This is a genomic window from Colwellia sp. TT2012, from assembly GCF_001440345.1.
Classification (GTDB): Bacteria; Pseudomonadota; Gammaproteobacteria; order Enterobacterales; family Alteromonadaceae; genus Colwellia.
Genome location: NZ_LJYX01000018.1, coordinates 1 through 23,947, shown reverse-complemented (window position 1 = coordinate 23,947; position 23,947 = coordinate 1). Strand labels below are relative to the sequence as shown.

Sequence of the window (23,947 nt, the reverse complement as noted above, 5' to 3'; positions counted from 1 at the left end):
TCCTTTCGATTAGCAAGTTAGTGAGCAATTAAGCCAAGAGATTGGTTGATGATATGAAAAATAACACTTTGCTCAATAACACCTTGTGCTAAATGAGCGCCAGGACCGATAGCATGTAAGCTAATATCTTCGCCGGCATGAGTTTCAGAGCCCAATGGTATAGCTGCTTCTTGATGGAAACCTGTTGATCTTGTATCAATCATTGTTAGGTCTTGGCGACCAGCAACCGCATCGTCGTTATAAGTAAGGTCGGCATTGGTCTCATTCACTAAATTGCGAAAGCCTTTACCGTTGGTATAACCGACTGTGGTGTATGGCATGCCGTCACTGGCAAGTGCAGGCTCTGTTTCACCGACATTAACAACCTTACCTAAAATGGGATTGCCACGTTTGGGGTAACCAGCAATGGTAAATACATGACTATGATCAGCAGTAACTAAAATTAAAGTCTCTTCTGGGTTGGTATTATCGATAGCTGCTTGTACCGCATTAGAGAACTCTATGGTATCGGTTAGTGCATTGTATGCTGAGCCCGCATGATGAGCGTGGTCAATGCGTCCAGATTCAACCACTAGAAAAAAACCTTTGTCATTGTTATCCAAAATATCAATAGCTTTACGGGTCATTTCAGTGAGGGAAGGCTCACCAGCAATATCATTTTTACGATCCGCTTCATAGTGCATATGAGATTCATTAAATAGTCCCAATACGCGCGTCGTGCTACTGGCATCAATGGCATCAAAGCCAGCTTGATCAATAACATATTTACCACTTGGATATTGCTCTTGCCATTTTGCTGTTAAGTCAACACCATCACTACGGTCGCCTTCAATAGCACTGCTAGCATCTGCGCTGTTGTAGCTTGCATCTTTGGGAAGGAAGTGCCGACGTCCACCACCAAAAACAACTTCAATACCATTGACATCAACGCCAGGAAAACGCTGCTCTAAATTTTTTTCAAAATCAATGAGCTGGGTAGCAATATCTGTACAGCCAGCCGTTATAGCGGCTTCAGGCATATCTGATATGTCTTCCCAGTTGCGCTCGGCAGACTTTGCATAAGCTGCCGCTGGGGTTGCATGAGTTATGCGGGCCGTGGAAATAATTCCTGTCGACAAACCTTTAATTTCAGCGGCTTCCAATAAGGTGACTAATTCATTACCGGCAACGGTTGCGCAATCACCACGAACAATATCTTCATCAACACCAATAACACCGACATCGGTTTTGACCCCTGACATCATTGCGGTCATAGTTCCTGCAGAGTCTGGGGTTTGTGCGTCTACATTGTAGGTTTTAACTTGGGCAGAATAAGGGAATCTTTCAAAACTTAAATATCCTTCCTCACCCAGTTTTCCTTCATTTTGTCCGGCTAAAATTCGTGCCGCGGTTAAGGTTGATAATCCCATACCGTCGCCGACAAATAAAATGACATTTTTTGCTTTATTACGTGTCGTTAGCTTGGTTTTAGTCATAACGCTTTGTTGGCCATCAACAAACCACTGACTTTCTTTTTGCACATTGGGCAAAACGCCAGCGTCAGCGACGCTAGCGAGTAAAAGTGATGACAAAGCTGAAAGTGAAACCCACATTGACTTCATAGTGCTTCCTTTGGTTAGGTATTAAGTGAAAAATAAAGGTTAATAGTTAAGGTTATTTATTCGGGTAATAATTTTTGCTAACGCAGCGGCATTAACATCATCGCTATGCTAGTGACTAAAAATGACAGTTTGGTAAATTAAAAATGAAGGAAGGATGAAGGATTTATAACGTAAATGTGACAGGCAAGGGGGAAGTGGTAGCTAAAGACCGTTTAGCCAACGTTTGTGCTGATCATAGTAATCAAGGGGCTAACTGTAGCAATGAGCCTTATTAGTTTAGCGAACCATATTTTTAACGGGAATTGCTGTTACCTAAAGGTACTACTCTTAGGCCCAGATTTTTTAAGTCAAGTAAACACCGTGCTATTTTATCCGTCCAGCTAGCAGGTTTCAGCGAGCCGTTAAAAATAAAATAATACACCCGCAAAAATTAGCGGCAATTAAAGACTTTTCAGTGGTTTAAATAAGGTGCAGCGTTTGCGGGCATATATATAGCAAGTTATATGATTCGAGGTTATGCCCGTTGAGGTAGCTACACCCATACTATATTTACTCTAAATATCAAGGGAACTGTGGTAAAAATCATCTCGAAATAGTAACAGTCGCTAATGTATCCGTTGTATTTATTCCTGCTGCTCAAGCTCATTAGCCAAGCTTGCCATCGAGTTGTCTTTTTCTATACGGATTAACTCACCGAGTAAACGTCTAAGTAATTCTCCGCCCAACTGATTGCTATCTAAGCCATTTTCGTCACCAAGGCGGCCTAACTCGATATTATCAAAGCGTTTGGTAAGCACTTTATTATCTTTAATCATGGTCAGGGTTAATTCTTCAATAAGTACTGACCTGACGCTAACGCGGGTTTGTGCCTTACCTAAGAGGCGCTTTTTCTGTTTAGCTTCCTTGGAGGCGATTATTGCTTTGTTGGTTTCAATTTTGGGTGTTTTGGGGCGGCTATCAATATTTTCCAAGGCCACTTTTTCGCTACGCTCAGGGTACATTTTTGCGTATAGCTCCGCGCTTAGTTGTGGGTATAAAGCGGGGTAATCAGTGGCTAGTTGAATTTCGATTTTTTTATACAATACTTCGAGATTTGTTTGACCAGTTTTAGTCACCTCGGACCAAGCGTGCAACTTATTGAAACGAAGCTGCTTAACATGTACTAAGGTAGTGGTTTTTTTCGCTACGCTGGGTGCGTCAAATTGGCTAGTAGCAAGCTCTGCTAAATGCACACTGATGTTATCGACTTTAATCAGTTGAGGCTGAGTTAAACCATCGATATTGGCAATAGATAAGTCGGTAAAGTGAGTAATGCCAGTATTATTTGAAAAGTCTGCGCTAAGTAACTGGGTCTTTTGGCCGCTATAGTAATGACTTTGTAAAAGAACTTGGCTTTTTAGGTATTCATTTAAAGAGCCATTGGCGAGATACCATAATAGGCTGCTTAAAAATAATAGTATGGCAAAGGCTAGTAGGGCTAATTTATTCAAGTGTTTTTCTCTTTGGCGTTAATTTGCGTTAAGTGGTTAATATTTTAAGCTAAGTTACCCGCTAGGTAAATGCTATTCACTAGCCTATAGGTTATAGTGTTTGTGTGTAATTATCCGTCTAATATACGTCAAACGCACTATTTTCGCCACACTATTACTATGCAATTAGAGAACCTTTTTATGTCAAATAAGTCTGTGTCTACTACGGCCACAAACCCTTCGGCTATTACCCGCCGTTTACCTTTACTCAGTATAATTGCCATTTTAGTGGCCTTAATTACTTATGTACAATGGCCTGAAGCCCAGCAAGAAAAAAGTTCATTTAAACGAGTCGTTGCGGTGAAAATGGTATCCGTGGTACTGGCCGAGTTTATTGAAAGTGTTGAAGCGGTAGGTACAGCGCGAGCAAATGAGCAGGTGATGATCACCAGTAAATATTCAGATATTGTTGATGAAGTCTATTTTGACGATGGTCAAAAAGTTAACAAGGGTGCTGTGTTAGTTCAGCTGAATAATCAAGAAGAGTTAGCAAAGGTTAATGAGTTAAAAGCCAACTTGTCTGAATCAAAGGCGCATTTACAGCGTTTAGCTGAGTTACTGGTCAGTCGAGCCACCTCTGAATCTTTAGTGGAGCAACAAGAAGCAAAAACTAAGGCGATTGAAGCGCAGCTAGTAAGTGCTGAGGCTAAGTTCAATGACTTAACTATTCGTGCACCATTTACCGGTGTTCTTGGCTTTCGTGAGGTGAGTAAAGGGGCTTATATTGATGCCGGTAGTGTGATCACTAGCTTGGATGACTTGAGTATTATAAAAGTCGACTTTCATTTACCCGAGCGCTTGTTAACCCATCTTCATGTCGGTCAACAAATCAGCGCGGTTAATAGTGCTTACCGTGATAAAGTGTTTATTGGCAAAATTTCCGCCATTGATAGTCGCATTGATGTCGGTACTCGTAGTCTTAAGGTCCGCGCCACCATCAACAATAAAGCGTTAAAACTACGTCCTGGAATGTTACTTAATATTAGCGTGTTGTTGCAAGTCGAAAACATCTTACAATTACCTGAAAGCAGTATTATCCCTATTGAAGATAAACATTATGTCTTTGTCGAAAAGGACGGTAAAGCCGTGCGTAAAGCGATAAAAATTGGCCGTCGTCATCCTGGTATGGTGGAGGTTGTCTCAGGCTTAGTGGCTGGTGAGCAAGTCGTCGTTGAAGGGGCACTTAAACTGCGTGATGGCTCTGCGGTAAGTATCATAGGTGAAGAAACTGCAGACAAAGCAGCAGCGAATAGCGAAGAAAAATCAGCTAAAGCAAAGTCTACGGCTGAGCATGGGAGCAAGAGCGAGTGATCTTATCTGATTTATCGGTAAAACGACCGGTTTTTGCCACGGTATTAAACTTACTTATTATCACTTTTGGTATTGTTGCTTTTTTAATGTTGCCATTAAGAGAATACCCCGATATTGATCCACCGATAGTTAATATCAGTACCAATTATCCGGGGGCTTCTGCGGCCATTGTTGAAACTAAAATTACCCAGCTACTTGAAGACAGAATAAGTGGCATTGAAGGGGTGAAAAGCATTAATTCCAGTAGTCGTGTAGGTCGCTCCAGTATTACCATTGAATTTAATTTAGACCGTGATATTGATGCTGCCACCAATGATGTTCGTGACCGTATTTCCCGAGCGCTAAATAACTTACCCGAGCAAGCTGAACCACCGGAAGTCTCTAAAGCCAATGACGATGAAAATGTCATTGTTTGGTTCGTATTACAAAGCGAAACCATGAGTACGTTAGAGCTAACCGATTACGCTAATCGCTATATTGTTGATCGTTTTGCTGTGGTTGATGGTGTTGCCCGAGTACAAGTGGGTGGTGGCCGTACTTATGCCATGAAAATACGCCTTAATCGTGTCTCCATGGCCGCGCGTAATATTACCGTGCAAGATATAGAAGGTACCTTACGCGATGAAAATGTGGAATTACCGGCGGGGCGTATCGAGTCAATAGACAGAGATTTCTCTATTCGAGTAGAGCGTAGTTACTTAACCGTGCAAGATTTTGCCAATATGGTCATTAGTCACTCAGATGGTAATTCAGCCAGTAATGCTGTGGTGCGTTTAGGTGATGTTGCCGAAGTTTTCATTGGCGCGCAAAACGACGAAAATATGTTCCGCGGCAATGGTAAAAACATGGTTGGCTTGGGCGTTATCAAACAATCAAAAGCCAATACCTTGGACGTAGTTAAATCCGCTAGAAAAGAGATGGTCACTATCCGTAACTCTTTGCCTGTGGGCACAACTATTACCAATAGTTATGATAGCTCGGTTTTTATTCAAGGCTCAATTGATGAGGTCTATAGCACCTTAATTATTGCCATGTTAATGGTGGTATTGGTTATCTTTTTATTCTTAGGTAATGTGCGCGCCACCTTAATTCCTGCGGTTACTGTACCTGTCGCCTTAATTGGCTCTATGATGGTGTTATCTTGGTTTGGTTTTTCCATTAACCTATTAACACTGTTGGCTTTAGTCTTGGCTATCGGTCTAGTAGTGGACGATGCCATTGTGGTATTAGAAAATATTTACCGCCGCATCGAAAACGGTCAAACACCTTTAATAGCTGCCTATGAAGGGGGCAGGGAAGTCGCTTTTGCTGTTGTTGCCACCACCTTAGTACTGGTTTCAGTGTTTGTGCCTTTAATATTTTTATCGGGCAATATGGGACGACTCTTTACTGAATTTGCCATTGCCATTGCTGCTGCCGTCGTTTTTTCAAGCATAACAGCTTTGTCACTGACACCCATGATGTGTTCAAAATTGTTAAAACACCGAGAGCGCAGTTCCTCTTTTGGTCAAAAGCTTGATCGTGCTTTTTCCCGCTTTGAAGCGGCTTATGGCCGTGCCCTTAAAAATAGTATTCATCAACCTATGCTTATTGTGCTGGTACTGGGCTTATCGTTAGCAGCGGTATTTTTATTGTTTAATAAATTACCGTCGGAATACACGCCTAAAGAGGATCGCGGTAATTTCTTCTTAATTATGCAAAGCGCTGAAGGCGCCAGTTATGAAAGTAATGTAAAAAACATGCATAAAATTGAAGAGAAACTTTTAGGCTACCAAGCAAAAGGCGAATTAGACCGGGTCATTGTACGTGTGCCCGGTTTTGGTGGCACGGGTGGTATTGCCATTGTCGGCTTACCTGAGTGGGATAAACGTAGTATTGATACCTTTAGCTTTATTAATAAAATAAACCGCGATGTGCAAAGTGTTACCGATGTCCGCGCCTTTGCCATTATGCGTCGAGGTATTGGTGGCGGCGGTGGTGGTAATACCCCAGTGTCTTTTGTGTTACAAGGTAATACCTTTGCTGAATTGGCTCTGTGGCGTGATATTTTGCTCACCGAAGCGCAAAAGAACCCTAACTTGTCCAATATAAATAGTGACTATAAAGAAACATACCCTCAGTTACTCGTGCAAATCGACCGTGAACGAGCTTATGATTTAGGTGTGCCAGTTGGTGATATCGCCGAAACGTTAGAAACCATGTTAGGTCAGCGCCGCGTCACTACCTTTGTTGATAGAGGCGAAGAATATGACGTCATTGTTGAAGGTGATAAAAAGCAATTTCAAAGCCCAACGGATATCGATAACCTTTATGTTCGCTCTCGCACTACGGGTAAGTTAATACCATTAGCTAACTTATTAACTATTGGTGAAAATGCCACCTCGTCACGACTAAATCGTTATAACCGATTACGTAGTATTACCATCACAGCGAATTTAGCCGATGGTTACGCCTTGGGTGATGCCTTAGACTTTTTAGTGGCTGTTACCAAAAACAAGCTGCCTGAACATGTGCAAATTGATTATAAAGGTGAGTCTTTATTGCTAAAAGAATCGGGTAACTCCATCTTGTTTGTTTTCTTGCTGGCATTGTTAATTACTTACTTGGTATTAGCCGCGCAGTTTGAAAGCTTTATTCATCCTTTCGTTATTTTACTTACCGTACCGTTAGCGCTGGTAGGTGCGCTGGCCGGACTGGAATTGATGGGCATGAGTTTAAACATCTATAGCCAAATAGGTATTGTCATGCTCATTGGTTTAGCGGCAAAAAATGGTATTTTAATTGTCGAATTTGCTAACCAGTTACGTGATAAAGGTATTGCTTTTGAAGATGCCTTAATTAATGCTTCTAAACAAAGACTCCGTCCGATAGTGATGACTACATTTACCACAGTAACCAGTGCTATTCCTTTAGTGTTAGCGGTAGGGCCAGGTGCAGAGAGCCGCATGGTTATTGGTGTGGTTATTTTTGCCGGTGTATCATTAGCGAGTGTCTTTACCTTGTTTATTGTGCCGGGTGCTTATTACTGGTTATGTCGTAATACCAGTTCACCGCAAGCTATCGCTAATGAAATTGAACAGCTTGAGCAAAAGGCACATACAAAATAGAGCCTTATAATTAGCGACAAATAAATAGCTAAGCAATAACCTATAAAACCCTAGCCGACGAAAGTTGCTAGGGCTTTTTATCTTTAAGCTTTATTTTGTTAATAGCCTTCGTAGAAAATTTTAGGTCTTATCAAAATGACCTTTATTCTACCTAGAGCTAAGATAGCTAAAACCCCAGAAACATCCAAGTACACCAGTATTCAACGACGGATAAAAGCCGCAGTTAAAGGGCAACAAGCCCAACAACTACTGCCCTTTATCGGTAACCCAAGAAAGAACATGCCTACAGGTTTACCGTTTGAATTAAGTGACTATATCCAATTGCTTGATTTAACCGGCCGCTGTATTCGAGCCGATAAACGCGGTTATATAGACAAAGCCCAACCTGAAATATTAAGCCGCTTAGGCATTAGTACCCAAAACTGGTTAGTATTAACCACTCAGTTTAGACAATGTTTTCATAGCGCAGTGGGTAGGGCGCAAGCACTTACGGATTTTTGTGAACACCAACATTTGAAAAAACGAGCAACGGTGTTAATTTGCCAAAAGTTGCTGGCTTAACCATTAATCAATATTCCCCTTCTAAATAAATTACTCACTTAAGGCTAGTTATGCCTTTAATTGGGTGAAATCTCTGTTTTTACCATGATTTTACTTAGAGGCAAAATAACAAACAGCTAGAATATTATGACTTTTCACAATTTAGCTTATCAGTAAATAAGCCATTATTTTTCACGATTAAAACTTAACTAAGGTATTTAACGTCCCACAAGCGAACAAAAATTAACTTTGTCTGTTGACCGTTAATCACACTTAATGAGCTGATTACTGCGGGTTTCATCTTTACCATCATGGTTGTTATCTGTGGTGGCGTAAAACCTGCCAGATCGCGCGACCACTATCGCTCTAGATTTATCTTGATAACCTTTCGGGCAATAACGCAGTGTGCCATTACTTAAACCAAATAAATGCCCGGTTGGCTGATAGGTTATTTTAGTTCTGTTTTTTGCATAGGTTAGTACATCACCAGACTTTATTGGGCCATTACTATCAATAAATACGCTCAGTTCTTCGTGCCAGTTGCTTGAACATGCGCCATTGCTTGCTATTGGGCAGATTATAACATTAGTGTCACTGCTAATAGCGTGATAACGCGCGGTGAGTAACAAGCGTGATAGCCGTGAAATTTCATTATCCACTCTGAGTTGGACAATAAAGTCGTTAAAGTTAGGTAAGGCGAGGGTAGTGAGTATCGAAGTAATACCTATACTGAGCATTAATTCGATTAATGTCATTCCTTGGCATAACTTAGCTGGATAACGCGTTAGCGGGTTGCTAGTCGATTTAGTATTTTTACCATACGGCTGAGTATTAAGCATAAAAATCCATTTTTATTAACTGCCTTCTGTTATTCAGTTATAGATAATAAAAATGGGTTTAGCTAAGCCTAAAAGGATTTCAACAAAAAATTAACCGTAAATGGTTGGTATTGTTTGTCTTTTATGTTGCGTTTTTTTATAAAGATTGATGATATGTTCACTAACTACAGTGCTCACTTCTTTTCCTTCTAAGAAGTTATCCAGTTGCTCATAAGTTATCCCTAAGGCATCTTCGTCTGTTTTACCCGGCTCTAGTTCTTCTAAATCAGCGGTAGGTACTTTATCAACTAATATACTTGGTGCACCCAGCGCTCTAGCAAGTGCTCTGACTTGTCTTTTTGACAAACCAAAAAGTGGCGCTAAATCGCAAGCACCATCACCCCATTTAGTGAAAAATCCAGTGATGTTTTCAGCACTGTGATCTGTACCTAGTACCAAGCCGCCAACAATACCGGCAATATGATATTGTGTTGCCATGCGTGCTCTGGCCTTTACATTACCTTTAGAAAAATCTATATGAGCATCATTAGCTATTAAAATTTCTGCCTTACTCATTGCCTGTAAAACCTCATGATGAATACCATCAACACCCACTTGTACATTAGTGGTTAAGCAATGGCTTGGTTGAATAAAGTTTATCGCTTGTTGGGCATCTTCTTCATCGGCTTGTACTCCATAAGGTAAACGTACCGCGATAAATTGATAGCTTTTGCTATTGTTTTCTTCTGATTGTTGCTCATTTAACTCATCGACAGCAAGTTGAGCAAGACGGCCGCAAGTAGACGAGTCAACACCGCCACTAATGCCTAGCACTAAATTACTTAGCCCAGATTGCGTTAGTTGTTTTTTGATAAAGTTAATACGACGGTTTATTTCAAATTGAACATCTATTTCAGGGATAACTTTCATTTCGGCAATGATGGTTTGCTGATCCATTGGACTTCCTAACAAGGCTTGAGGGTAAAGTAGGGTGTTTTCACTAGTTTAACAAAATTAAAAGCCAATTGGATATTGATATCTACCAATAAACGCGCTGTAATAACTAAATCAACTTAACTTTACTTAACTAAGTTCAACGATTAATTAACGAGCAACATAAATGAAAAAAATAGAAGCGATTATTAAGCCATTTAAATTGGACGATGTTAGGGAAGCTCTCGGTGAAATTGGCGTAACAGGCATGACTGTATCAGAAGTTAAAGGTTTTGGCCGTCAAAAAGGCCACACTGAACTTTACCGTGGTGCTGAATACATGGTTGATTTTTTACCGAAAGTAAAATTAGAAATTGTAATTGCCAAAGAAGATGTTGAACGTTGTGTTAACGCTATTTTAGCAACAGCGCAAACTGGCAAGATTGGTGATGGTAAAATTTTCATTACTGATGTTGAGCGTGTTATTCGTATCCGTACGGGTGAAGAGAACCACGAAGCCATTTAGGGCGTTAATATTTTAAAGCTTTAACACCTAAGTTATCTAATTTAATGCGACTGCAATTATCTTGTTGTCGCATTTAACTTCATTGAATTTAATCACATCGTAATTTTTATAATTGAATTTTCTCGCTATAAACTGCCATATTTCCCCCATTTATTTACTAGCCACATACTGTATTTCTTTTGTCTGTCTTAGTGCCGATAAAATTGAAATCATTTTTGTTGTTTGTTCCTTATCAGTGCAAAAAAACACGAGAAGTTGGGTGAATAATAGTTAAAAGTGTCGGCTTCTTTTACACTTTTGCCACTGTCTATATTCGCCTCATTAACAACTGGTTAATAAATATACTAAATTGTACTTTGGTGCAGTTTATGCAGCTTTTTTAATAACGAATTTTTCTTTTGAAGTATGCCAAAGCAGTTGAATGGTGATTCAATAACACGAGGAAACGTTATGAAATTTTTAATTCAATTAATGAGCTTAGTTATCATGTTGCTTGCTAGCTCAGCCGCTCTGGCTACAGCTATGTGTAGCACCAGTGATGTAAAACTAGATTTTGTTCAGCTAGTGTCTGAAGCCTTACCTGCAATAATTCTTGACGAATCAGCGACTAATTGTGTAATTTTATTAGGTAATGATCAGCCCATACCTTCAGGAACCACAGGGAGCACAGGAGACAAAGGAGGTAATATCGGTCTCTACCAAGATGGTCTACTCAACGGCGCTGTTTGGGATCCAAGTCCAGACTCCAGGTTAAGTCCTGATAACAAATTGTTTGACCCTTTTTATAATGAAAATGGTCCGCTAGCCCAAGATGGCAACGTATTTAACAATATTCTATTTATTAACCCTGAAACAGATTTACAAGACTTAGATGATACTGATGGTAATACCAACAAAACAGATCCTGGTTGGGTTTTCTTAGGTAAAGATGATGGTGACATCAAGGATTCCGAAGGTAATAAAGATGGTCAGGGTGATGGTTTTCAATATTCTGATACCGGTGTTGGTATCGTTAATAACCTTATTGAAGATATGAATGATTCTAATTATAATAATTTGACCGGCATTGCTATTGAAAACCTATTAAACATAAAATTTACCTGCTTTGATGATTTATCTGATCCTTTGAGCTTCTTTAATTTGGGTGATAGTGATAGTGAGGGTGAAAAAGACTGTACTATAGGTACTTGGTCTATCATGCCTGACTTCGATATCGTAGATAAGTTAGAAGAGCTTTTTGGCGATGGTGTTTTTGATCATTTAGCCTTGGTCTTTAAAACGGGTAATGTTTGTCACCCATCCCAAGTCGACGGAGATGATGTCGAAGGTAATGGTAATGGTAAAGACAATAGTAATGATTGTATAGATGCGCTTGAAGGTCCGCAATTTGCTATCTATGATTTTAATTTTACTGATATATTCAATAGTTTCCCAGGTGGCAATGCGGAAGAAGCCTTACAGTCACCTTATAACATAGGTGGTACTTTTAATTTATTCAATACCTTCCACGGTCATGGTATCTCTCATATCTCAGTTTGGGTGCGAGATCCTGCAGGTATCACTACGACTGAAATGCCAGAACCAAAATCTACAATGTTGATGTTGTTAGCTGTTGCTTTGTTGGTGCTACGTGTTAAAAGTAAACATACGTTATTATAAGCTTTAAACGATGGCTTCTATATAGTATAGGTTTAATATAAGATCAAATAAGTTTGCATAAAGTGTTAAATAAGCTGACACTTTTAAGCTAACCGTTTAAATTACTTAATAAAAAAACGCTGAATTACCTTGGTGATTCAGCGTTTTGATTTGTCTTCTAACTTAATGAGCCGCTTAACGAACAGCTTTATAAAGTAGCTTTAGTTACTCTAACTAGTTCACAAATTTGTTATTGGGGTAGTTAGCCGCTAACACTTGCAGAGCATTTTTCTTTAAATCATTTAGCGCTAACTTATCGTAACTCTCAATCATAATTTCTAACGCTTGCTCTATCTCTGGGCTGGGCGCGAAATATTCAAGGATATAACGACCACGATTTGCCGCTGAGGCATAAGCTTCGCGTTTAAGGTAATATTTTGCGACGGCTAATTCGTATTGTGCTAGGCGAGACTTTATCGAAATCATGCGCTTACGTGCATCGGCTGCATATTTGCTGTCAGGAAAGTCAGTGACTATGCTCTTAAAATCCTTAAAAGCGCTACGTGAAGCCTCTGGATCGCGATCGGTACGATCAATACCGGCTAAGTCTTGAAATAAGTTTTCTTCGGTAGATATATTGATCAGTGCACGCATATAATAAACATAATCAATATTTGAGTTATTTGGATTTAATCTTAAAAACCTGTCGGTTAAAGCTATACCTTGGGCTGCATCACCACTTTTATAGTAAGCATAAATTAAATCTAGCTGTACTTGGTGAGAAATAGGACCAAAAGGAAAGCGAGAATCAATGGCGCCAAGTATTTGAATGGCCTTTTGATATAAACCATTATCAAGTGCTGATCTAGCATCAACAAATAATGATTGTGCCGACTTATCCGGAACTTTTTCAATGTCATTACCAGAAGAAGAACAGCCAGTTAGGGCCAAAGCTAAAACGGTTAAAATAATTTTTACTGTTAATTTTTCCATGAAATTTATTATCGCTACTTTGTTTTAATTAAAATAAATATCAAACCACCGCGTAAACGGGTAAAATGTTTCTATATTTAAGAATATGCATTCTACCCTAGCAATCTTACCTTGCACAGTGCAAATGGTAATTTGATTAATTCGCTAGGTTTAATCGAGTTTAAAGAGAGTTTAATGTCAGAAATCATTCAACATAAAGGTATTGTACCTGAATCATGTTTAGGTAAACGCTTTGACCAAACATTAGCGATAATGTTTCCTGATTATTCACGTTCACGGATAAAAGAGTGGATTTTAGCCGGACAAGTGCAGGTTAATAGCAAAGTACTTACCCGTCCTCGTGAAAAAATGTATGGTGGTGAAGTTGTTGATATTAATGCTAAAGTTGAAGCTGAGTTACGTTTTGAACCTCAAAATATCCCCTTAAATATTGTCTATGAAGATGATGATATTTTAGTGATAAATAAACCTGTAGGTTTAGTTGTTCATCCTGGAGCCGGTAATCCTAATGGGACTTTGCTTAATGCTTTATTACATCACTACCCACAAATCGACGTAGTGCCAAGAGCGGGTATCGTGCATCGTCTTGATAAAGATACTACCGGTCTAATGGTTATCGCTAAAACTATTGCCGCGCAAACCAACTTAGTTGAAGCGATGCAATTACGTGAAATTACTCGTGAGTATGAAGCGATTGCCTGTGGTGTTATGACCGCAGGTGGTGTGGTTGATGCGCCAATTGGTCGTCATTCTACTAAGCGTACGCAAATGGCAGTGTCATTTGTTGGTCGACCATCGGTTACCCATTATCGGGTCTTGGAGAAATACCGTTTACATACCCGTTTACGTTTACGTTTAGAAACAGGAAGAACGCATCAAATTCGTGTTCATATGTCTCATATTACTCATCCGCTAGTGGGTGACCCTGTGTATGGTGGTCGTCCTCGTCCACCAAAAAACTCAACACCAGAGCTGTTAATGAAATTGCGTAATTTTAAACGCCAAGCATTGCATGCGGCTATGTTATCTTTATTTCATCCGATAACCGGAGAGGAAATGACTTGGCATGCTGATTTACCAGCAGATTTTGTTGAGCTAATTGAGCTTCTACAAGAAGATAATAAGCTTAATGCCAAAGACGAATACGAATACTAGTCCTAGTAAACTGGCTCATGGTGTACATGAGCCATTTCAATTTACCCACTCTACATTTGAGAGGGTAAATTGGCCAGCTTTACCTACCTCTAGAACTAAACATAAGTCCTCATCTGGCACTTCATCTCAAGTAAGCGATAAAGTTCTCGCGCTACAAACAACACGTCTTCCTCCACAACAGCCATTGTCACTAAAGAAAAACGGGCAAGTTTCAACCGCCACGCCTTTTGATGCCTTTAACTTAGCTTTTCATGTCGGCGATAATGCTGAGCAAGTTACTTCTCATCGCAATGTGTTAAAGCAATTTATTAACCAACAATTGATCAATAAACAAGTTACGCCAAGTAAGCAGTTAATCGAAGAAGTTAAAATTCAGTGGCTTGAGCAAGTTCATGGCAATAGAGTAGTAGAAATTACTACCGTAGATGGGCAGGTAATAACTGCCGATGCCAGTATCACTCGTCAGAAAAATGTTGCTTTGGCAATAATGACTGCCGATTGTCTGCCTATACTACTAAGCAATAAAGATGGCTGTGAAATTGCTGCTATTCACGGTGGTTGGCGTCCATTAGCCGCGAATATTATTGAAAAAACCCTAGAGAAAATGCACAGTAAGCCAGCTGAACTGGTTGCTTGGCTTGGCCCTTGTATTGGTAAAGATATTTTTGAAGTGGGTCGTGAGGTTAAAGAGGCGTTTACTCAGCAAGATGTGATTTTTAATCATGCTTTCATAAAGCAAGTTAGTGGTAAATACTTGGCTGATTTACAGAAAATTGCCCGACTACAGTTACAATCTTTGGGCGTTACTGCTATTTCATGTTTAGCTGAATGTACCTACCAAGCAACAGAGCAATATTATTCCTATCGAAAGGAGCAAATAACGGGTCGTATGGCGAGTGTTATTTGTCGGCGTTAATTTACAAAAGATCATTTACCCTGGTTTATATTTTAGTTAATTAACCGACAGCTTATTGTTTTATATCAATCTAATATCCAAATTTCATTGAAAAATAATCTTTTAGCCTTATAACATAACTATACGTTAGGGGAATAAGTCATACTAATTGGATTAATTAATCCACTTGGTATTAAGGAGATAAAAATGCGCTTAGATCGTTTTACCCAATCATTTCAAGAATCCATAGCCGATGCACAATCACTTGCCTTAGGCAAAGATCATCAGTTCATTGAACCAATTCATTTGATGTTAGCCTTGCTCAATCAAAACGGTAACTCTGTTATTGCCTTGTTAAAAAGTGCTGGTATTGATGTACGCTCTTTGCGTCAGAAAATTGAAGCTGGCTTAGCTTCATTAGCGCAAGTGGAAGGTAGCGGCGGAGACGTTAAATTATCAGCGGCCTCAGGCCGAATTTTAAACCTATGTGATAAACATGCACAAAAAATGTCTGATAAATATATTTCTTCAGAAATGTTTATATTGTCTGCTATCGAAGATAAAGGCACCTTAGGAATAATTCTCATCGACTTAGGGGCCAATCAACAACGAATAAAGTCGGCGATTGAACATATTCGTGGTGGTCAAAAGGTTGAGGAACAAAATGCTGAAGGTGTTCGCCAAGCCTTAAATAAATATACCATTGATTTAACCGAGCTCGCTGAGCAGGGTAAGCTCGATCCCGTTATTGGTCGTGATGATGAAATTCGTCGTACATTGCAAGTATTACAGCGTAGGACTAAAAATAATCCAGTTCTTATCGGGCTACCCGGTGTTGGTAAAACGGCAATTGTTGAAGGTCTAGCCCAACGTATTGTTAATCATGAAGTGCCCGAAGGTTTGAAAAATAAGCGGGTATTATCACTGGATATGGGAGCACTGGTTGCTGGTGCAAAATATCGAGGTGAATTTGAAGAGCGTTTAAAAGCCGTGCTGAATGAATTGGCAAAAGAAGAAGGTCAAGTCATTCTATTTATCGATGAATTACATACTATGGTCGGTGCAGGAAAAGCTGATGGTGCCATGGATGCGGGCAATATGTTAAAACCGGCGTTAGCCCGTGGAGACTTGCATTGTGTTGGCGCTACTACGCTTGATGAGTACCGTAAATATATAGAAAAAGATGCTGCGCTTGAGCGACGTTTTCAAAAAATCTTAGTTGAAGAGCCAAGTGTTGAAGATACTATTGCTATATTGCGTGGTCTAAAAGAGCGTTATGAGTTACACCATTCAGTCAATATTACCGATCCTGCCATTGTGGCGGCAGCAACGTTATCCCATCGTTATATTAGTGATAGACAATTACCGGATAAAGCCATTGATCTTATTGATGAAGCGGCATCGAGCATTCGTTTACAAATGGACTCTAAGCCAGAAGATCTTGATAGGCTTGAACGACGATTAATTCAGTTAAAGCTTGAGCAAAGGGCATTAGCAAAAGATGAAGATGAAGCTTCCATTAAGCGCTTGGCTATCATCTCGCAACAAATTATCGAAAAACAGCTAAAGTACGATGAATTAGATGAAGTGTGGACCACGGAAAAAGCAGCACTTTATGGTGCCCACACAATCAAAGAAGAACTTGAACAAGCACGTATTGAACTTGAGGCGGCAAGAAGAACCGGTGATTTAAATCGTATGTCTGAATTGCAATACGGCAAATTACCCGAGCTTGAAAAGCAATTAGATTTAGCTAGCCAAGCTGAAATGCAAGAAATGACCTTGTTAGCCAATAAAGTAACTGAAGTTGAAATTGCTGATGTACTCAGTCGTGCTACCGGTATTCCAGTTGCTAAAATGTTAGAGCAAGAGCGTGATAAGTTATTACATATGGAAGATGACTTACACCAGAGTGTTATTGGTCAGCATGAGGCAGTTACGTCAGTGGCTAATGCTATTAGACGAGCTCGGGCCGGTTTGAGCGATCCTAACCAGCCAATCGGTTCTTTTTTATTTTTAGGACCAACGGGGGTTGGTAAAACTGAGTTAACCAAAGCACTTGCCGAATTTTTATTTGACTCTCCGGATGCTTTAATTCGTGTAGATATGTCTGAGTTTATGGAAAAACACTCAGTAGCACGCTTAGTTGGTGCACCACCAGGCTACGTTGGTTACGAAGAGGGTGGTTATTTAACCGAAGCGGTACGCAGAAAACCCTATTCTGTCATTTTACTTGATGAAATAGAAAAAGCTCATCCTGATGTTTTTAATATTCTATTACAAGTGCTCGATGATGGCAGATTAACGGATGGCAAAGGTCGCACCGTTGATTTCAAAAACACTGTTATTATTATGACCTCAAATATTGGTTCAGATATCATTCAAGAGTTTGCCGGTGAGAGTCAATATCAGCAAATGAAAACACAAGTAATGAATATTTTAGGACAATACTTTAAGCCTGAGTTTATTAATCGTGTTGATGAGTCTGTGGTTTTTCATCCGCTGGTCGCTGAACAAATTAAACAAATTGCTAAAATACAAATTCAAGCTTTGGCACAAAGATTAGCGGCACAAGATCTCAACTTAGAAATAACTGATGAGGCAATTTCACTAATTTCTGCCGCAGGTTTCGATGCTGTTTTTGGCGCAAGACCTTTAAAACGTGCTATTCGACAAATGGTTGAAAACCCATTAGCCCAAAAAATACTCAGTAGTGAATTTGCCAAAGGCAGTACCATATTAGTGAGTGTTGTTGAGGATCAATTGAACTTTACCTACCAATAGCCTTTTGTCAGCTTGTAAATAATTAAGTGAATCATTATCCCTTGTTGCCAGTACTTAGTCCTACTAGCCTTAGATAAGTAGGACTAACTAGAGAGGCTATGTTTTTTTACTACAGTAAAGGCCTTCATGCTTTTTACTTAAGGTCAGTTTTTCTGCCTTTTCAGCGGCCGTTAATGGGCGACTGCCTATGCTACCATCGCTTTTTTCTTCACTAACATGAACATCGTCTAACGAAGTTAACATCTTAATATTAAGTCGAGCAGCTTTGCAGTTCTTTGTAAAAGTTGCTTTGTTTTTTGCGGTAATATCGTCTTGAAGAGTCTCTTGCTGTGCAATGACTTGTGCCAGTTTATCTTTTTCAGCAAGTGCTTGTCTTTCATCTTTTGATAAGGCTCTAAATGACGATATAGTGCTTAGCTCAGTATAATCGTATCCTTGAGGAAGGTTTTGACTAAAATTCACAATGTTATTTTTATCAATCCAACGATAGATAGCGATATTTTTTGCGTAAGCACTGTTGATAAGCGATGAGCTAATTAGTGTTACCGCTAATAAAATGCCAGTGAAAGATGTTTTTTTAATACTCATATTCGAACCTTATTCTGTAACTTATAGCTAATAGTACAACGGATAGCATAGCCATTATATCGAGCTAAGTAAGCTGTAAGCATAGCTTTGTTTTTGTCACCATAAGCTAGCAAATTATTTATAAAATGACAATTAGTTACTTTTTTATTAGCTTACTGACTCGAGTGTCGGTTTTTTTTACACTCGAATGCTTAGTTGTTAAGCGCTGGTTAACTAAGTGTTATTGTTTGGATAAGTCATTGTAATTTAGAGTAAATAATATTTAGGCGTGATTATTGCTTTATACAGTGGAATGTCGGTAGTTACTTATACTAGTCGCTTAATACTTCTTAAGTAACACCGCTATTAATACTATAAAAATAAAATAGCCATAATATAAATAGGAAGTAACATGTTAAATAAATTATTTTTACGCGCTTTATTCACACTATCGTTAGCTTTTAGCTTTACTGGTGCAGCAAATGCAACGCTAATCAGCCAAGATATTCTTGATAATGGCTCGGTTGTTGGTAATGTCACTATCAATATTGATAATGCAACTGTATGGGATGCTTCTACTTCTTATGTTGCAAACTTTGAATCATTTACTTTCTTCGGCTTTCAGCTGTTAGATTTAACTGATTACAATTTGGAAAACCCACTTTTTGAAGCTAGCTTTGATCATAATGATATTTCTTTAGGTTTATTAACTTTAGATTATGATTTAACTGATTTTGATGGTTTTTTTGGGTGGTCGGGTAGTATCGTGGATTCTTCATATTGGTCAGAACCTAGTATTAATGAAAATTATGCAGATGTGTGGGGCGGTCCTAATGATGTTCTATATTACTCTGAAACCCTTACTTTTGGTGCTGCAACTGTAGTACCTACTCCTGCTACCTTAGTATTGTTCTTAACTGCTATTGCTGGTTTAGCATCACGTCGTAAAAAGAGCTAATTTCCTCTTAGTGGTGTTTTAAATATCGTGCAATCATCATTACTCGGTATTTAATTAATAAAGGCTTTACTTAGGTAAGGCCTTTTTTATGCCTGTTATTTATCTTGCCAAAGTACAAGCAAGTTAAAAGTATCAAGTTAACCCCCCATATTCCTTATTTCATCCCCTCTGATTTTTAAACCTTCTTAATTGCATGCACTAGTCCCTTGAGACTTAGCAGCTAAACTTGTCTGGGCTATCAACCATTACTCCTGTTGTAAGCTATTCCGTTACTATGTGAAAGCTTGGAAGTCCATAGTTTCGTCATTCCCGAGGTCTATTGTCGGGAATCTATTCACTTAAACTATAGATTCCGGCTTAAATGACTACCGTAATGACGACAATCGCTATTTTGTTCTTATCCCGAGTTGGCGTTAGTAGAATATGATATGGCTTAAGTTTAAAATTTTCAGCCATGGTTAAGCTATTTTAAAGTTAGGCTACTGTAAAAGTAAATATTGAGAGCTAATGAAAAGAAGGTTAGTAGTAGATTGAGAAAAGAAGCCATTTAATAGCAAGGCAAATAAAAAGCCCACTTAAATGATTTAAATGGGCTTTGCTAATATTATTTAGCTAACGCATAAATAGCGTTAGCATTGAACAATGAGTAACTAAGACTAGTTATTTAATTCAAGGACAGTAGTACCTTCAGCTTCTCCATCAGCATTAAAGTAAGTTACCGCACCCATATAAGTAGTACCTGTTGGTAAACCTCTCGTCATAATAGTAGTGTAATTAAAACGACCTGTAATGGCTCTACGGCTTGAGATAACACGAGTAGTGCTTTCAGCTTGATCTGCAATCCAACCAACCATAGTGTAATCAGTTTCTGAGGCTGTGCCTGTTGAGTAACCATGAATCATAGTTAGATAAACATCACCAACACTCACATCTGCCCGTGGCTCTGGGTTAGTTAATATAACATTTTCATTTGAACCCGCGTTAAGTGAGTTCGCTACTTGAATACAATTCCATTTATCACAACGGTAAACGTATAGATCAAGATCGCTATCTGCTTCTGTTACTAAAGCATCCGATAAGCTAAAACGAGCTACTTGAGTGCCAGCTGGGATATGGAACATATGGTAGTTAGTACCAGCACCTAAGAATTCAAACTCTTTAGCTGGGTCTGCTTCAACAGTACCAGCTGTTCCAAATGGTGCCACTAAACCGGCATGTTTAATGCTTGTTCTACCAGAGTAAAGCATCTTAACTGGGAAGCGGAAACGACCACGTCTAAGATCGCCAGAGATTAATTTCGGCACTTCAATTTTAACGGTAGGTACCGCTTTAATTGCTAGTGGTAAACGTACTGAGTGACCAGCACTGTCTGTCCAAGTAATAGCACCAAATTTCCAAGCATTAAGTTCTGTGGTTTCTGTTTTACTGAACGTTAAGGCAAAACTCGCTTTACCGTCGGCATCAACATCTAAACTCGTTGTTGGCGTTTCATCACCATTGGCATCAAACGTTTGAATACTTACGTCAAAACCTGCAGGCGCTTCAATTTTTGCAGAGTAAGAAGATGCTGCAAGCGTTGCATTTGATACTGTTCTGAAAATAGTTTCAGCTTCAAGTAACTCGGCAATAGCGATTGATGGTAAGTTCAATTGACTAGCATCAGTACTAAAGCCCGTGCTTGTTAGTTCAGCACAAGTTGTATTGTAACCAGCCACAAAGCTTTCTTTATCTTGACCACAAAGGAAGGCTAGGTAATCAGCAAGGTTAATATCAAACAATAAACCTGGATCTAAAGCTGAAACAGGTGCTACATGACCAGAACCAAAATCATATGGGTCTGCTTGCGTAGTACCATTTTCTTTCGTTAAGTCTTGACGAGCGGTTGTCATCATTGCTGATTTAATTTGTGCAGGCGTCCAAGAGCTATTCGACTCTTTAAATAACGCCGCTAAACCTGCAATATGCGGGCTAGACATAGATGTACCTTGCAGGTATTTAAATGTCTCACCTTGTGTACCAAACATTGGTGCAGATGTAGTTGCTGCTAATATTTTAACACCAGGAGCAGTAATATCTGGTTTGATAATGTCGTAAGTGTTTAAGTTTGGACCACGTGATGAGAACGACGCTATGGTATTACCCACTTCAACCACTTCACCAGAAGCCGCTGTGTCTGTAAAGATTACTGAAGTACTTTCAGCAAGAACACTTGCTGTCAAAGCTTGGCCATCAGCAAAGGAGATCATTGAACCCGTAATAGTTACTGCGGGATCTTCACCACCCATAGAAAATGGTGAGGTGCCGTCATAAGTATAAACAAGTGCACCTATGGCGCCAGCATTTTGCGCATTGATGAACTTCTCAGTAAAAGCACATGAACCACGAGCAATAAGTGCTATTTTACCAACTAATTCATCTGCATTAGTTAAAGGTGCATCATTACAGGCTTCAACGGGTTCTGCTAAAGCAAGTTCACCGGCAAGACCTGCTGTTGCCGGAGCAAAACCTGCAGGAACTGACATCAGTGAAGTTCCGGCTAGAGTGCCAGAAGTAACATCAAGTGTTTTGCCAATAATAGTAGAAGTACCATTATAAGTAGATGCTGCGACACTGGTAACCCAAGGAGCAGGAGTACCAACAGTTTCTTTATCAGGACCACTATTACCTGCAGAAACAGCAACGAAGACACCAGCAGCGGCAGCATTTAACATGGCTGCAGATGCAGGCACTGTTAAGTCAGTTTTACTTCCACCAATTGAGTAGTTGATTACATCTACACCATCAGTGACCGCAGCATCGATTGCTGCCATAGTATCGCCACCGAAACAACCACGTTCTTTATTGCCTTCAGGACTAACATAGTCGCTATTCCAACAAACCTTATATACCGCAATACGAGCACGAGGTGCCATGCCTGAAACTGTACCTGCTGGAGCTCCTGAAAGTATAGCCGCTACACCTTCATTACCACCAGCAGTACTAGCCGTATGGCTACCATGACCGTCAGCATCACGAGGAGAATCAAATTCCCCTAAGCTATATTGAATATCGTATTGGCTGCTAAAGCTAGCACCAAAATAACGAGCACCAATTAATTTATTATTACAGCTAAATTCTAAATCAGTGCCGGTATCACAAGTACCCTGCCAACCAAGGTCGGCTGGATCTGAATATGAGCCATCATCGGCAAAACTAGGGTTTTCCGGCCATACACCCGTATCGATAACCCCGATAATGACACCTTCACCTTTTATATTCAGGGTGTGTTGTCCACCAGGCCCGGTTAAACCAAGGAATTCAGGAGTGTTTGCTGTGTTTACCACATGTAATTCATCTTCCCATATACCAATAACATCAGGGTGAGATTCTAATTGTGCTTTTTGCTTAGCATTAAGTTTGGCGGTGAAACCATTATAAGTATGTTTAAAAGAATGCAAAATTTCAAGTGAGTCAATTGAACTTGCTACTTGCTTTTGTTTGTTTTCCATTGCTTGTGTATAAGCTTTCATTGCAGGGGTATAAGCGTTGTAGCGATTACCTGTATTTGCAACTAATTGATTGGTGGGTAACAGCTCACCAATATCTTGTGCTTGAGCAATACCAGTCTTACCCCTTAATTGAATAATATAGCCTGTAGTTTTATGTTTGCTATTAATTTCACTACCTACTGATTTGAACTTACTGATATCGCCAGTAATTTCATTAGCTACTACTGCATTGGATGCGCCAGCAGTGAGTGCTAATGTAATCAGACTCCCAATTATGGATTTCTTAAAATACATATTTATCTCCGGTTTATTGTTATATCTTCGCTGTGTATATTTATTACACTTTCTTTATCTTCATTGGCAAAAGCGCAATGAAAAATAGCGAGTAAAATATATAAGCAATAATAGTGCCTTTGTTACACAAATGTTAATAAGTGGTGTTGTTTTGGTACTTTAAGGGTGAGGTATAGGATCAAAGGAGTTGCTACAATGTAAACAGTGTAAAATAAGTTTACATAAATATTTGCTTAAAGTGCAATAATAGTCAGAATTCCTTGCTGTATATTGTATATTATGACCTTATATGGTTGTTTTTGCAGGTCTTTGTGTGATTTTGTTCTTTGTGGGTAGTTATGCGGGTACATGTAAAGAAAGCTGACACTTTCTTCACGTTGTTAATATTTTGTACTTTATGTGTCATTTGTAATCGAACCAACAAAAAAGTAAAATTAACGCTTGTGCTACACTCAAAACTCTATAGAATGCGCATCCAGTTCCAAGGGGTTCAGGGAAAATGAACCATCAACGAACTGTTTTGATAAGTTATCTCTGCCTTATTAAGGTAAATCAGCTAACTTAAGCAAACGTTTTAAAGTGTTTTAAAACACTTAACTTTTAATTAAAATAAACGTTGACATCAAAACTCGGAGGCGTACAATGCGCATCCTGCTTCGGGCAAACGGCAACGTTAGCAAGGAGCGAAGGTACTTAGCGAATGCGACTAAGACCTCTTTTCTTTAACAATTAGTTATCATGCAATTTGTGTGGACACTCACATTAATGTTGTTTTACATAGTTTTCCTTTCGGGGAGAACAAAAACGCTT

The 23,947-nt window shown here is 39.3% G+C and carries 16 protein-coding genes; 9 read left to right on the top strand and 7 right to left on the bottom strand.

Features of this window, described 5'->3' with window-relative positions; all coding sequences use genetic code 11:
• Positions 1 to 17: 17 nt before the first annotated feature.
• Both ASU03_RS13310 and ASU03_RS13305 read right to left on the bottom strand, forming a co-directional pair.
• Positions 18 to 1,601, bottom strand: a complete 1,584-nt coding sequence (locus ASU03_RS13310; RefSeq protein ID WP_057832294.1) for an alkaline phosphatase — start codon at positions 1,599 to 1,601, stop codon at positions 18 to 20.
• A 623-nt stretch (positions 1,602 to 2,224) separates the two neighbouring features.
• Positions 2,225 to 3,091 carry a hypothetical protein gene (locus ASU03_RS13305; protein ID WP_057832293.1) on the bottom strand — a complete coding sequence of 289 codons (867 nt, stop codon included), beginning with the start codon at positions 3,089 to 3,091 and terminating at the stop codon, positions 2,225 to 2,227.
• A gap of 180 nt (positions 3,092 to 3,271) precedes the next feature.
• Between ASU03_RS13305 and ASU03_RS13300 the strand changes: the two genes are divergently transcribed.
• The 3 genes from ASU03_RS13300 (at position 3,272) to ASU03_RS13290 (ending at position 8,109) form a co-directional block, all read left to right on the top strand.
• On the top strand, positions 3,272 to 4,441 hold the full coding sequence (locus ASU03_RS13300) for an efflux RND transporter periplasmic adaptor subunit (protein ID WP_057832292.1): 1,170 nt from the start codon (positions 3,272 to 3,274) through the stop codon (positions 4,439 to 4,441).
• On the top strand, positions 4,438 to 7,548 hold the full coding sequence (locus ASU03_RS13295) for an efflux RND transporter permease subunit (protein WP_057832291.1): 3,111 nt from the start codon (positions 4,438 to 4,440) through the stop codon (positions 7,546 to 7,548). The genes ASU03_RS13300 and ASU03_RS13295 overlap by 4 nt, the downstream gene beginning before the upstream one ends.
• A gap of 135 nt (positions 7,549 to 7,683) precedes the next feature.
• Positions 7,684 to 8,109, top strand: coding sequence for a hypothetical protein (locus tag ASU03_RS13290; protein WP_057832290.1), 426 nt, complete (start codon positions 7,684 to 7,686; stop codon positions 8,107 to 8,109).
• Between the two features lie 242 nt (positions 8,110 to 8,351).
• On the opposite strand, the gene ASU03_RS13285 is transcribed toward ASU03_RS13290, so the two are convergent.
• The gene (locus tag ASU03_RS13285) at positions 8,352 to 8,927 is read right to left on the bottom strand and encodes a GspH/FimT family pseudopilin (RefSeq protein WP_057832289.1); all 576 of its coding nucleotides are present in this window, start codon (positions 8,925 to 8,927) and stop codon (positions 8,352 to 8,354) included.
• A gap of 90 nt (positions 8,928 to 9,017) precedes the next feature.
• Positions 9,018 to 9,863, bottom strand: a complete 846-nt coding sequence (gene nadE, locus ASU03_RS13280; RefSeq protein WP_057832288.1) for an ammonia-dependent NAD(+) synthetase — start codon at positions 9,861 to 9,863, stop codon at positions 9,018 to 9,020.
• Between the two features lie 163 nt (positions 9,864 to 10,026).
• Here nadE and glnB point away from each other — a divergent pair, with 163 nt between their 5' ends.
• Positions 10,027 to 10,365, top strand: a complete 339-nt coding sequence (glnB, locus tag ASU03_RS13275) for a nitrogen regulatory protein P-II (protein WP_057832287.1) — start codon at positions 10,027 to 10,029, stop codon at positions 10,363 to 10,365.
• 450 nt (positions 10,366 to 10,815) lie between these two features.
• Positions 10,816 to 12,024, top strand: a complete 1,209-nt coding sequence (locus ASU03_RS13270) for a hypothetical protein (RefSeq protein WP_057832286.1) — start codon at positions 10,816 to 10,818, stop codon at positions 12,022 to 12,024.
• A 213-nt stretch (positions 12,025 to 12,237) separates the two neighbouring features.
• On the opposite strand, the gene ASU03_RS13265 is transcribed toward ASU03_RS13270, so the two are convergent.
• Entirely contained in the window at positions 12,238 to 12,996 is a 759-nt protein-coding gene (locus ASU03_RS13265; RefSeq protein WP_057832285.1) for an outer membrane protein assembly factor BamD, read from the bottom strand.
• 174 nt (positions 12,997 to 13,170) lie between these two features.
• Here ASU03_RS13265 and rluD point away from each other — a divergent pair, with 174 nt between their 5' ends.
• From rluD to clpB, 3 genes are all read left to right on the top strand, one after another.
• The gene (gene rluD / locus ASU03_RS13260; RefSeq protein ID WP_057832312.1) at positions 13,171 to 14,151 is read left to right on the top strand and encodes a 23S rRNA pseudouridine(1911/1915/1917) synthase RluD; all 981 of its coding nucleotides are present in this window, start codon (positions 13,171 to 13,173) and stop codon (positions 14,149 to 14,151) included.
• Complete coding sequence (gene pgeF / locus ASU03_RS13255; protein ID WP_057832284.1) at positions 14,126 to 15,067, top strand: peptidoglycan editing factor PgeF; 942 nt, start codon at positions 14,126 to 14,128, stop codon at positions 15,065 to 15,067. The genes rluD and pgeF overlap by 26 nt, the downstream gene beginning before the upstream one ends.
• Before the next feature lie 186 nt (positions 15,068 to 15,253).
• On the top strand, positions 15,254 to 17,830 hold the full coding sequence (gene clpB, locus ASU03_RS13250) for an ATP-dependent chaperone ClpB (protein ID WP_057832283.1): 2,577 nt from the start codon (positions 15,254 to 15,256) through the stop codon (positions 17,828 to 17,830).
• A 96-nt stretch (positions 17,831 to 17,926) separates the two neighbouring features.
• On the opposite strand, the gene ASU03_RS13245 is transcribed toward clpB, so the two are convergent.
• Positions 17,927 to 18,418 (bottom strand): hypothetical protein, encoded by a 492-nt coding sequence (locus tag ASU03_RS13245; RefSeq protein ID WP_057832282.1) that lies wholly within the window; start codon positions 18,416 to 18,418, stop codon positions 17,927 to 17,929.
• A 391-nt stretch (positions 18,419 to 18,809) separates the two neighbouring features.
• Between ASU03_RS13245 and ASU03_RS13240 the strand changes: the two genes are divergently transcribed.
• Positions 18,810 to 19,355: a PEP-CTERM sorting domain-containing protein gene (locus tag ASU03_RS13240; RefSeq protein ID WP_057832281.1), complete on the top strand. Its 546-nt coding sequence runs from the start codon at positions 18,810 to 18,812 to the stop codon at positions 19,353 to 19,355.
• 656 nt (positions 19,356 to 20,011) lie between these two features.
• On the opposite strand, the gene ASU03_RS13235 is transcribed toward ASU03_RS13240, so the two are convergent.
• Positions 20,012 to 23,137: a S8 family serine peptidase gene (locus ASU03_RS13235; RefSeq protein ID WP_057832280.1), complete on the bottom strand. Its 3,126-nt coding sequence runs from the start codon at positions 23,135 to 23,137 to the stop codon at positions 20,012 to 20,014.
• Between the last annotated feature and the right edge of the window lie 810 nt (positions 23,138 to 23,947).

Coding starts and splice junctions, on each gene's coding strand:
- ASU03_RS13310 (WP_057832294.1), bottom strand. CDS start 1,601: ATGAAGTCAATGTGGGTTTCACTTTCAGCTTTGTCATCACTTTTACTC.
- ASU03_RS13300 (WP_057832292.1), top strand. CDS start 3,272: ATGTCAAATAAGTCTGTGTCTACTACGGCCACAAACCCTTCGGCTATT.
- ASU03_RS13290 (WP_057832290.1), top strand. CDS start 7,684: ATGACCTTTATTCTACCTAGAGCTAAGATAGCTAAAACCCCAGAAACA.
- ASU03_RS13285 (WP_057832289.1), bottom strand. CDS start 8,927: ATGCTTAATACTCAGCCGTATGGTAAAAATACTAAATCGACTAGCAAC.
- nadE (WP_057832288.1), bottom strand. CDS start 9,863: ATGGATCAGCAAACCATCATTGCCGAAATGAAAGTTATCCCTGAAATA.
- glnB (WP_057832287.1), top strand. CDS start 10,027: ATGAAAAAAATAGAAGCGATTATTAAGCCATTTAAATTGGACGATGTT.
- ASU03_RS13270 (WP_057832286.1), top strand. CDS start 10,816: ATGAAATTTTTAATTCAATTAATGAGCTTAGTTATCATGTTGCTTGCT.
- ASU03_RS13265 (WP_057832285.1), bottom strand. CDS start 12,996: ATGGAAAAATTAACAGTAAAAATTATTTTAACCGTTTTAGCTTTGGCC.
- rluD (WP_057832312.1), top strand. CDS start 13,171: ATGTCAGAAATCATTCAACATAAAGGTATTGTACCTGAATCATGTTTA.
- pgeF (WP_057832284.1), top strand. CDS start 14,126: ATGCCAAAGACGAATACGAATACTAGTCCTAGTAAACTGGCTCATGGT.
- clpB (WP_057832283.1), top strand. CDS start 15,254: ATGCGCTTAGATCGTTTTACCCAATCATTTCAAGAATCCATAGCCGAT.
- ASU03_RS13245 (WP_057832282.1), bottom strand. CDS start 18,418: ATGAGTATTAAAAAAACATCTTTCACTGGCATTTTATTAGCGGTAACA.
- ASU03_RS13240 (WP_057832281.1), top strand. CDS start 18,810: ATGTTAAATAAATTATTTTTACGCGCTTTATTCACACTATCGTTAGCT.
- ASU03_RS13235 (WP_057832280.1), bottom strand. CDS start 23,137: ATGTATTTTAAGAAATCCATAATTGGGAGTCTGATTACATTAGCACTC.